This window comes from Micromonospora sp. DT4, assembly GCF_049841675.1.
Taxonomy (GTDB): domain Bacteria; phylum Actinomycetota; class Actinomycetes; order Mycobacteriales; family Micromonosporaceae; genus Micromonospora.
This window is the reverse complement of record NZ_JBNCKT010000496.1, coordinates 1-250: the sequence shown is the minus strand read 5'-3', so window position 1 is coordinate 250 and position 250 is coordinate 1. Positions and strand designations below refer to the sequence as shown.

General features: G+C 70.4%; 1 pseudogene. It reads left to right on the top strand.

What is annotated here, in order from left to right:
* Nucleotides 1-250, top strand: a pseudogene (locus ACLQ24_RS30660) (hypothetical protein); the annotation flags it as partial.

Sequence of the window (250 nt, the reverse complement as noted above, 5' to 3'; positions counted from 1 at the left end):
GCTGCCCACCGGACGACGACTTTCCCCAGGGTTTGGGGCCGACGGCGTCACTGTCGGCGCTGCCCACCTTCGACGAGAAGCGACCGACGATCCTTGGGCGAGAGCAGGTTGAGGCGGTGCGCGAGGTGTACGGCCTCCTCGCGCATCCCCCGGTCCGGGAGAATCGGGGTCTACAGACCGCGCTGCGCCGGCTGGTCCTGGCCGGGGCCGACCGGGTGCCAACCGACCGGCTCATCGACCTGATCGTCTG